The following is a 9,010-nucleotide window of genomic DNA, read 5'->3' on the forward strand; positions in this document are numbered from 1 at the left end:
CCGGGGCTATCACGCCAACGGCGCCGTGCTGGCCCGCCGGGCTTGACGGGCACCGGGCCGGGCGGCCCCGTCCGCGCCCGGCCCGCCCGGTCAGCCCGCCGTCTCCGGCTTGTACGCGGTGACCAGCTCCCAGCCGCCGGGCAGCACCTCCACCCGCTCGAAGCCGATTTCCTTGAGCAGGCCCGTGTAGAACTCGACCTCCCGCAGCCGGCTGACGCAGCTGTCGACGCCGATCAGGAAGTAGCTCCAGAAGAACTGCATCGCCAGCCGGTCCGGGGTGCGGAACTCCTCGCCGATGAGCAGCAGCCCGCCCGGTTCGAGGGCCCGGTACGCCGCCTCGACCAGCCGGCGGGCGACGTCGTTGGGCCAGTCGTGCAGCACCCGGACGAAGGCCAGCGCGTCGTAGCCGGACGGCAGCGGCTCGGCGAAGAAGTCCCCGCCGACGAACCCCAGCCGGTCGGGGTGGCCGCAACGCTGCCGGGTTTCCGCCACCAGGGGCGCCACCGCCGGCAGGTTGAACACGTCGGCCCGCAACCCGGGGGCGTCGTCGAGCACGCGCGCGGCGAGGGTACCGTCGCCGCCGCCGACGTCGAGCAGCCGGCGCCGGCCCGTCCACAGCCGCTCGGCGTGCCGGTGCAGCGTCTCCAGCACCGGGCCGAGCCCGACGGCCATGCTCCGCTCGAACGCGGCGGTCTGCTCGTCGGTGCGCGGCGGCCACGCGAAGTCCTCGTCGGTCATGCTGACCTCGCCGCGCAGGCTCTCGGCCAGCCGGCCGTGCAGCACGCGCCACGGGTAGCGGTCCCGATCGCGCTCGACGGCCCCCGGCCCCACGACCGCCGCCACGGCGTCGCGCAGCCCCGGCACGGCCCGGTAGCGGACGGCGGTGATGTCGTCGTCGGGCTCCTCGCGGGTGACGAAGCCGAGGCTCTCCAGGCAGTCCAGGAACTTGTACAGCCGCAGCGGCCGGGCCCCGAGCCGCACGGCGAGGTCGCCGAGGCGCGCCGGCCCCGGCTCCAGCGCGTCGAGCACGCCCAGGGTGAGGGCGGTCTCCAGCACGTCCATCGCCTTCGAGCCGTTGGCGAGCAGGCTCATCAGTGCCCGCGGTGACAGGGTGACGCTCATCGGCCCAGCTCCTCTTCCAGCGCGTCCATGAACACGTCGACCTCCTCCGGGGTGTTGTAGACGTGCGGGCCGACCCGGAGCCAGCCCCGCCAGCTACAGATCACGTTTCGCGCGGCGAGCCGCCGCTTGACCGCCTCCCCGTCGGGCACGTCGAGGCAGACCACGCCGCCGCGCCGGTGCGGCTCGGTCGGGCTGACCACCGCTATGCCGGCCTCGGCGGCCCGGTCGACGATCCGTTGGGTGCAGGCCAGGGAGTGCCGCCGGATCGCGGGCACGCCGACGCCGGCCAGCAGGTCCAGGCCCACCTGGGAGACCAGTGAGGTGAGCGGGAACGGCGTACCGCCGGCGAACCGTCGCGCGCCGGTCGCCCAGCCGGTCGACGGCCGGAAGGTCAGTGCCGCGTCCCCGGCCTGCCAGCCGGTCGCCGCCGGCTCCAGCGCGGGCGTCAGGTCCGGCCGGACGTAGAGAAAGGCGGTGCCGACGCCGCACAGCCACTTGTGCGCGCCGCCGAGGACGATGTCCACGCCCAGCGCGGTCACGTCCAGCGGCAGCACCCCGACGGTCTGGAAGGCGTCGACGATCACCAGGGCTCCGGCGTCGTGGGCCCGCGCGACCAGCCGGGGCAGGTCGAGCGTGTCGCCGGAGGCGAAGCTGGCGTGCGGCACGCACACCAGCAGCGTCCGCTCGTCGATGCGCGCCTCGATGGCGTCCTGGTCGAACCGCAGGCCGCCGGTGGCGACCACGTCGGTGCGGGCACCGTAGCGGCCGAACGCGTTCCAGACGAACGGCACCGTGGGGAACTCCAGGTCGGTGGTGACGACCCGGTCGCGCGGCGGGCGGTAGTCGAAGCAGGAGGCGACGCGGGCCAGCAGGGTGCTCAGGTTCGCGTCGGTGACCACGCTGCCCGGTGCCGCGCCGATGAACGCGGCCACCGAGTCGGCGTACCGGTCGAGGCCGACGTGCCAGTCCTGCCACACGTCGTCGCGCCAGCCGCGCAGGGTCTCCCAGTAGTCGGTCAGCACCCGTTGCGCGCCCTCGGGGACCGCGCCGGTGGAGTTGTTGTTCAGGTAGACGCAGGTTCGCAGCAGCGGGAACTCGGCGCGCAGGGCGGCGTGCGCGGCGGGGTCGAGGCACTGCGCCTCGCCGTCCGCCGGGGCCCGATCGGGTTCGCTCACTCGGGACAGCCTCCAGTGTTCGTCGGCGGGGCCGCCGGGGTCAGGGGGTGTCGGAGGAGTGGCCCGGGAAGAGGTGGGCCGACGGGTCGATCGCGACGGCGGCGTTGTGTGTAGCCGGTGCCGGGGCGGGAGCCGAGCATCCGGGTGGCCAGCCGGTGGTGGGTGCGCCGCCACTGGAGCACGGCGGCGGAGAACTCGCGCATCTCCTGCTCCACCCGGGCGCGGTCGGCACCGGCCAGCCGGTCGGCGCGTACCGCCGCCCGGTACGCGGCGTCGACCGACGGCTGCCCGGCGAGCAACCGGTCGCGCACCTCCGGCACCGACCGGTAGGCCGCCGAGTCCAGCCGGGCCCCGTCTGGGGTACGGCACAGCGACTCCATCAGCTTGTACGAGCGGGACTGGATGGCGCTGGCCCCCTCGGTGTACTCCCGGAAGGTCCGGAAGGACTCCGGCTGCATGGTGGCCAGCAGCGAGAACAGCGGGCCGGCGGCGGTGAGCTGCTCGCGGGCGTACGCCAGCCGGCCGGCCGCCGTCGACGCGTGCCCGGCGGACAGGGCGGCAACGGTGCCGCGCAGCTCGTCGGCGAGCCCGGCGAAGACGCATTCGTACGCCTGGAGCACCCGGATGAACAGGTACTCGTCGTGTGTCACGTACACCGGCAGCATGCTCAGCCGCAGCTCCCGCTCCTCGTCGCCGGCGAGGTCGGCGGTGGTCAGGGTGTGCAGGGTCGCCGCCGCGACGGCCGGCTCCCGGTCGTCGACCGCTCGGCCCGGGGCCAGCCGGGACAGCGCGGGGGCCGCGGCCCGGACGCCGAGCCGGTAGCGCTTCGCGACCGTTTCCGGACCCGGTCGCTGCTCGGGCAGCAGGTCGGTGGCCCCGGCCCCGGCGGCCAGCTCGAACGCCAGGGCGTCGGCGACCAGCCGCAGGAAGAGCCGGTCGGAGTCCCGGCGCGCGCCCGCCGGGTCGGCCGTCGGGTCGGTGACCGGGCCGTCGGCCGCGCAGGGCAGCCGGAGCAGCCGCAGCGCCAGGTAGCTGCGGTAGTCGTAGTGGCCGTTCCACTTGTCCAGGGCGACGTCGAGGAAGTCGCGCAGCAGCCGGGCCGGGTCGGTGCCCCCGGGTGTGGCGGCGCGCCCGCTCGGGGCGGCGACGTGCGACCGGATCTCGTCGAGAAGTGCGAGCAGCTCCTTTTTGACAAAGTGTTTACCGACCAGTTGAAACTCCGCCAGCACGGCGGAGTAGGGAAAGTCGGCGGGATCGGATACGCCGGACCGCCAACTCGTCACCTCGCGCACTAACCGCACCTCGACATTACGTTTGTGTTAAACACGGACGGTGAGGATCCGACGATTCCGGCGGCGGACGGTCAGGGTCGGCCCGCGGGCGGCGGGCCGCCCGCCGTGCCCATCCGGACCTGCCACAGTTCGGGGAAGAACCGGTGGTCGATCAGCCGGGCGAGCATCGTCGCCGGGCTGCCCGGGGTGCCGGCCGGGCCGTGGCCGCCGACGCGCAGGGCCACCTGGTAGTGCCGCACCCGCCAGGACGCGACCCGCTCGTCCCACTCGACCATGGCCTCGGCCAGCCGGTGCAGCGGATCGGTCGCGTCAGTGGCCGGCAGCGCGGACACGTCGACGCCGTGCGCGGCGAGAAGGTCGGTGAAGGCCCGGCCGAGCCGCCGGCTGACGGCCTGCACCTGCCGCCAGCCCGGCGATTCGGCGCCGGAACCGTTGCCCAGCGCCGGCTGCATCGCCTGGAAGTCGGCGGGGGAGAGGTGGCGGAACATCTCAAGCTGATCGGTGATCAGCCGTACGCCGAGCGCCGCCCGGGTCAGCAGCAGCTCCGCCGCGGCCGGCTCACCGGCGTCGATGCGGTCGGTGGCCTCCGTCAGGTCGGCCGCCGCGAGCTTGAGCCACAGCTCGGTGGACTGGTGGACCACCTGGAAGAGCAGTTCGTCGCGGTGGATCATCTGCTCCGGGCGTCGTTGCAGGTCGAGCAGCGCCTCCGTGCGCATGTAACGCGCGTAGTCGGTGTCGCCGTCTCCCGGCAGCACGGGTGAGTGGTCCCGCTTCACGGAATTGTCCCCTTCGGTTGGGCGTCGGGGCACCTGAAAGTGACCCGCGACGGCTCATCGCGGCGGACATTATCCAACGACGTACAGCAATATGTCACGCACCCGTATCCGGCCGCTCGCCGGCAGGGGCAATTAGAACCTTCTCGGCCGTTTTATTCGAAGGAAAGGTGGCTGGTCGGCGCGGTGCGCAATAGTGGGCAATTTCACGTCGTAATGGCGCCGGCGTCGGCGGGGCGGGTGCGGGGTGGGCAGGGTCAGGCGGGCAACGCCAGGTCGAGCACGGCGCCCAGCCCGTTGGGTCGGCCCGGCTCGGCCTCCGGCAGCACCAGCACCGCGCAGCCGGCCCGCACCGCGCCGGCATCCGCCGCGGTGTCGCCCACCATCAGCGCCCGCTCCGCGTCCACCCCGAGCATCCCGCAGGCCCGCCAGAAGATCGCCGGGTCGGGCTTGCAGCGCCCCACCTCGTACGACAGGACGTACGCGTCCACCATCCCGTCGAGCCCCCAGGCGGCGAAGAACGGCCGGATGTCGAAGCCGATGTTGCTCACCACCGCCACCTTCACGCCGGCCGACCGCAACGCCGCGAAGGTCGGGGCGGTGTCCGGGTACGGCACCCACCCGTCGGGGCTCAGCACCCGCTCGTACAGCGCGTCGGCGAGGCCGTCGATCCCGGCGTCCACGGTCGCCGCCAGCCCCGTGTACGCGCCCCGGTGGGCGTGCGGGTAGAGATCCCGCTCGGACCACAGCTCGGCCAGCGCCGGCGGCACCCGGGCCGGCAGCGGCCCGCCCGCCCGCCCGGCGGTGAGCAGCCGGTCGGCCAGCGCGGTGGCCCGTACCCGATCCAGGCTCACCCCGCACGTCCGCGCGGCGGCGAGCACCCAGTCGCGGGGCTCCTCCACCTGGGCGAGGGTGCCGTGGAAGTCGAACAGGACCGCCTCGACGGGCCGCCGGGACGCCCGGGCGTTCGCGGCGGCGTCGAACGCGCCCGGTGGGCTCGACTGGGTCGGTTCGGCATGATCCGGCACGCCGTGCACCCTACCGACCGCCCCCGACCCCCCTGTCGGACGGCCTTGGCCGGTGGTCGTCGCAGGCACGCACTAATCTTGGAGACATGTCGAGCCCCGCCGAGCGGTACGCCGCGGCGCGCCGCCGGGCCGCGCAGGCCTCACAGTTCCCGGCACTGGACGAGTTCACCCTGGACCTGGGGTTCGATCTCGACGACTTCCAGCGGGAGGCGTGCCAGGCCCTGGAACGGGGCAGCGGTGTGCTGGTCTGCGCCCCCACCGGCGCCGGGAAGACCGTGGTCGGCGAGTTCGCCGTACACCTGGCCCTGCGCGGCGCCCCCGGGCGGCCGGCGGCGGCCGACGGCGACGACGCGCCGCCCGCCCGGCGCAAGTGCTTCTACACGACGCCGATCAAGGCGCTCTCCAATCAGAAGTACCACGACCTGGTGGAGCGCTACGGCGTCGCGCACGTCGGGCTGCTCACCGGCGACAACGCGATCAACGGCGACGCCCCGGTGGTCGTGATGACCACCGAGGTGCTGCGCAACATGCTCTACGCCGGCTCGGCCACCCTTGAGGGCCTGGCCTACGTGGTCATGGACGAGGTGCACTACCTCGCCGACCGGTTCCGCGGCGGGGTCTGGGAAGAGGTGATCATCCACCTGCCGTCCTCGGTCACCCTGGTCTCGCTGTCCGCGACCGTCTCCAACGCCGAGGAGTTCGCCGACTGGCTGGTCACCGTGCGCGGCGAGACCGCCGTGGTGGTCAGCGAGCACCGCCCGGTGCCGTTGTGGCAGCACATGCTCGTCGGCAAGCGGATGTTCGACCTGTTCCACGACGCCGACGCCGCCCGTAAGCACGACGTGCACCCGGAGCTGCTGCGCTACACCCGGGAGACGATGCGTCGGCTGGAGCTCGGCGAGGGTCGTAGCGCCGGGCCGGGCGGCGGCCGGCGCGGGCCGCGCTGGCGGGGCCCGCTGCGCCCGGACATCGTGGACCGGCTCGACCGGGAGGGGCTGCTGCCGGCGATCCTGTTCATCTTCAGCCGCGCCGGCTGCGCCGCCGCCGTGCAGCAGTGCCTCGCTGCCGGCCTGCGGCTCACCTCCCCCGAGGAGCGTGCCGAGATCCGCCGGGTCGTCGAGTCCCGGGTCACCGCCATTCCCGGCGAGGACCTGACGGTTCTCGGCTACTGGGAGTGGCTCGACGGCCTGGAGCGCGGCCTGGCCGCCCACCACGCCGGCATGCTGCCGGTGTTCAAGGAGGTCGTCGAGGAGCTGTTCGTCCGGGGTCTGGTCAAGGCGGTCTTCGCCACCGAGACGCTGGCGCTGGGCATCAACATGCCGGCCCGCTGCGTCGTCCTCGAACGCCTGGTGAAGTTCAACGGCGAGGCCCACGTCGACCTCACGCCGGGGGAGTACACCCAGCTCACCGGCCGCGCCGGCCGCCGGGGCATCGACGTGGAGGGGCACGCCGTCGTGGTCTGGTCGCCGGAGACCGACCCCCGGCACGTGGCCGGTCTGGCCTCCACCCGCACCTACCCGCTGCGGTCCAGCTTCCGCCCGTCGTACAACATGGCCGTCAACCTGGTCGGCACGGTCGGCGCGGAGCCGGCCCGGGCGCTGCTGGAGTCCTCGTTCGCGCAGTTCCAGGCGGACCGGTCGGTCGTCGGCCTGGCCCGGCAGGTGCAGCGCAACACCGAGACCATCGACGCGTACGGCGCGGAGGCCGCCTGCCACCACGGCGACTTCGACGAGTACTTCGCGCTGCGGGTGGCCATCGCCGACCGGGAGCGCGCCATCGCCCGGCAGGGTCAGCACCAGCGCAAGGCCGCCGCCGTGGCGGCGCTGGAGCGGCTGCGCGTCGGCGACGTGATCCGGGTGCCCTCCGGGCGCCGGGCCGGTCTCGCGGTGGTGCTCGACCCGGCCACCGGCGGGTTCGGCGAACCCCGTCCGCTCGTACTAACCCAGGACCGGTGGGCCGGGCGGGTCAGCCCCGGCGACTTCACCACCCCGGCCGAGGTGCTCGCCCGCATCCGGGTGCCCAAGCACTTCAACCACCGCTCCCCGGCGGCCCGCCGCGACCTCGCCGCCGAGGTCAGCGGCACCGGCCTGGACCGGCACGGCGGGCGGCGCGGCGGCCGGTCCCGGCAGGGCTCCGGCGAGGATCACGCGCTCAGCCAGCTCCGCGCCGAGCTGCGCCGACACCCCTGCCACGCGTGCCCGGAGCGCGAGGAGCACGCCCGCTGGGCCGAGCGGCGTCGCCGCCTCGAACGCGACACCGAGGAGCTGCGCGAGCGGGTCGCCGGTCGCACCGGTTCCCTCGCGCGCACGTTCGACCGGATCGTCGCGCTGCTCACCGCGCGCGGCTACCTGTCCGCCGACGGTGCCGTCACCGACGCCGGGCGGATGCTCGGCCGGATCTGGACCGAGGCCGACCTGCTGGTCGCCGAGTGCCTGCGCCGGGGCGTCTGGGACGGGCTCTCGCCGGCGGAGCTGGCCTCCGCCGTGTCCGTGGTGGTGTTCGAGGCCCGCCGGGACGTCGACGAACGGGCGTCGCTGCCGCGTGGCCCCGTCTCGGAGGCGGTGGACGAGACGCTGAACCTGTGGAGCGGGATCGAGGCCGACGAGGCCGCCCGGGGTCTCGCCGTCACCCGCGAGCCGGACCTGGGCTTCGCCTGGCCGATCTACCGCTGGGCCCGGGGCGAGGCCCTGGCCAAGGTGCTGGCCAGCGGTCACGAGATCGACGGCGAGATGCCGGCCGGCGACTTCGTCCGCTGGGCCCGGCAGGTCGTCGACCTGCTCGGCCAGCTTGCCGACTCCGGCGGTGCCTCCGCCGAGCTGCGCGCCACGGCCCGGCAGGCCATCGCCGCCGTCAACCGGGGTGTCCTCGCCTACCACGCCAACGCCTGACCAACACGCAACGTGATCCCGGCGCGGTGCCGGAGCGTCGGACGGTCACCGCAACAGCACCCCCCGAAGTGCCGGGGGGTGCTGTTGCGACAGCTCACCGCGTCCCCGATCATGTTTTCGGCGCCTTGTTGACGCGTCGGTAACTTGTGGGGGGACAACTACCGTGGCGGAAATCAATCACTTTGAGTACGGGTGGATCACGCCGGCGCTCAGCTACGCCCTGTCGGTGCTCGGTTCGTTCCTCGGTCTCGTCTGCGCGGGCCGCATCCGGACCGCCGGCACCACCGGGCAGCGCGTGTGGTGGGTCACCCTCGCCTCCTGGGCGATCGGCGGCACCGCGATCTGGAGCATGCACTTCATGGCGATGCTCGGCTTCGCCGTGGAGGGCACCCGGATCCGGTACGACGTGCCGCTCACCGTGGCCAGCGCGCTCGTCGCCGTGGCCGCGGTCGGCATCGGCCTGACGACCGTCGGCACCGGCCGGATCTCCGGGCTGAGGATCGGCGCGGGCGGCCTGTTCACCGGGCTCGGGGTCGCCGCCATGCACTACACCGGAATGGCGGCGATGCGGCTGGGCGGCTCCCTCGGCTACGACCGGGTCCGGGTCGCCCTGTCGGTGGCCATCGCCGTGGTCGCGGCGACCGTGGCGCTCTGACTGGCCTTTTTTTTATACAAAAGAGACCTGGCCGTCGCCGCGTCCGCGCTGGTCATGGGCGTCGCCGTCAACGGCAT

Annotated in this window: 6 protein-coding genes and 1 pseudogene; 2 read left to right on the forward strand and 5 right to left on the reverse strand. The window is 73.8% G+C overall.

Annotated features, from left to right (window positions below):
• Positions 1-90: 90 nt before the first annotated feature.
• The 5 genes from MCAG_RS00150 to MCAG_RS00170 all read right to left on the reverse strand — a co-directional run bounded on the left by MCAG_RS00150 (position 91) and on the right by MCAG_RS00170 (position 5,390).
• Positions 91-1,122, reverse strand: a complete 1,032-nt coding sequence (locus MCAG_RS00150) for a methyltransferase (protein ID WP_007070980.1) — start codon at positions 1,120-1,122, stop codon at positions 91-93.
• Complete coding sequence (locus MCAG_RS00155) at positions 1,119-2,297, reverse strand: aminotransferase class V-fold PLP-dependent enzyme (protein WP_157547764.1); 1,179 nt, start codon at positions 2,295-2,297, stop codon at positions 1,119-1,121. Before MCAG_RS00155 ends, MCAG_RS00150 begins: the two co-directional genes overlap by 4 nt.
• The gene (locus MCAG_RS00160) at positions 2,294-3,598 is read right to left on the reverse strand and encodes a tryptophan 2,3-dioxygenase family protein (protein ID WP_157547766.1); all 1,305 of its coding nucleotides are present in this window, start codon (positions 3,596-3,598) and stop codon (positions 2,294-2,296) included. The genes MCAG_RS00155 and MCAG_RS00160 overlap by 4 nt, the downstream gene beginning before the upstream one ends.
• 62 nt (positions 3,599-3,660) lie before the next feature.
• Entirely contained in the window at positions 3,661-4,365 is a 705-nt protein-coding gene (locus MCAG_RS00165) for a tryptophan 2,3-dioxygenase family protein (RefSeq protein WP_007070983.1), read from the reverse strand.
• Positions 4,366-4,619: 254 nt separating this feature from the next.
• Positions 4,620-5,390: an HAD family hydrolase gene (locus MCAG_RS00170; protein WP_007070984.1), complete on the reverse strand. Its 771-nt coding sequence runs from the start codon at positions 5,388-5,390 to the stop codon at positions 4,620-4,622.
• Between the two features lie 86 nt (positions 5,391-5,476).
• Between MCAG_RS00170 and MCAG_RS00175 the strand changes: the two genes are divergently transcribed.
• A complete protein-coding gene (locus MCAG_RS00175) occupies positions 5,477-8,278 on the forward strand; it encodes an RNA helicase (protein WP_007070985.1) in 2,802 nt (933 codons plus the stop codon).
• A 163-nt stretch (positions 8,279-8,441) separates the two neighbouring features.
• Positions 8,442-9,010 (forward strand): annotated as a pseudogene (locus tag MCAG_RS00180) (MHYT domain-containing protein); the annotation flags it as partial.

This window comes from Micromonospora sp. ATCC 39149, assembly GCF_000158815.1.
Taxonomy (GTDB): domain Bacteria; phylum Actinomycetota; class Actinomycetes; order Mycobacteriales; family Micromonosporaceae; genus Micromonospora.

What these genes read in the sequence shown, in the direction of transcription:
- MCAG_RS00175 (WP_007070985.1), top strand. Translation starts at nt 5,477, where the DNA reads ATGTCGAGCCCCGCCGAGCGGTACGCCGCGGCGCGCCGCCGGGCCGCG.
- MCAG_RS00150 (WP_007070980.1), bottom strand. Translation starts at nt 1,122, where the DNA reads ATGAGCGTCACCCTGTCACCGCGGGCACTGATGAGCCTGCTCGCCAAC.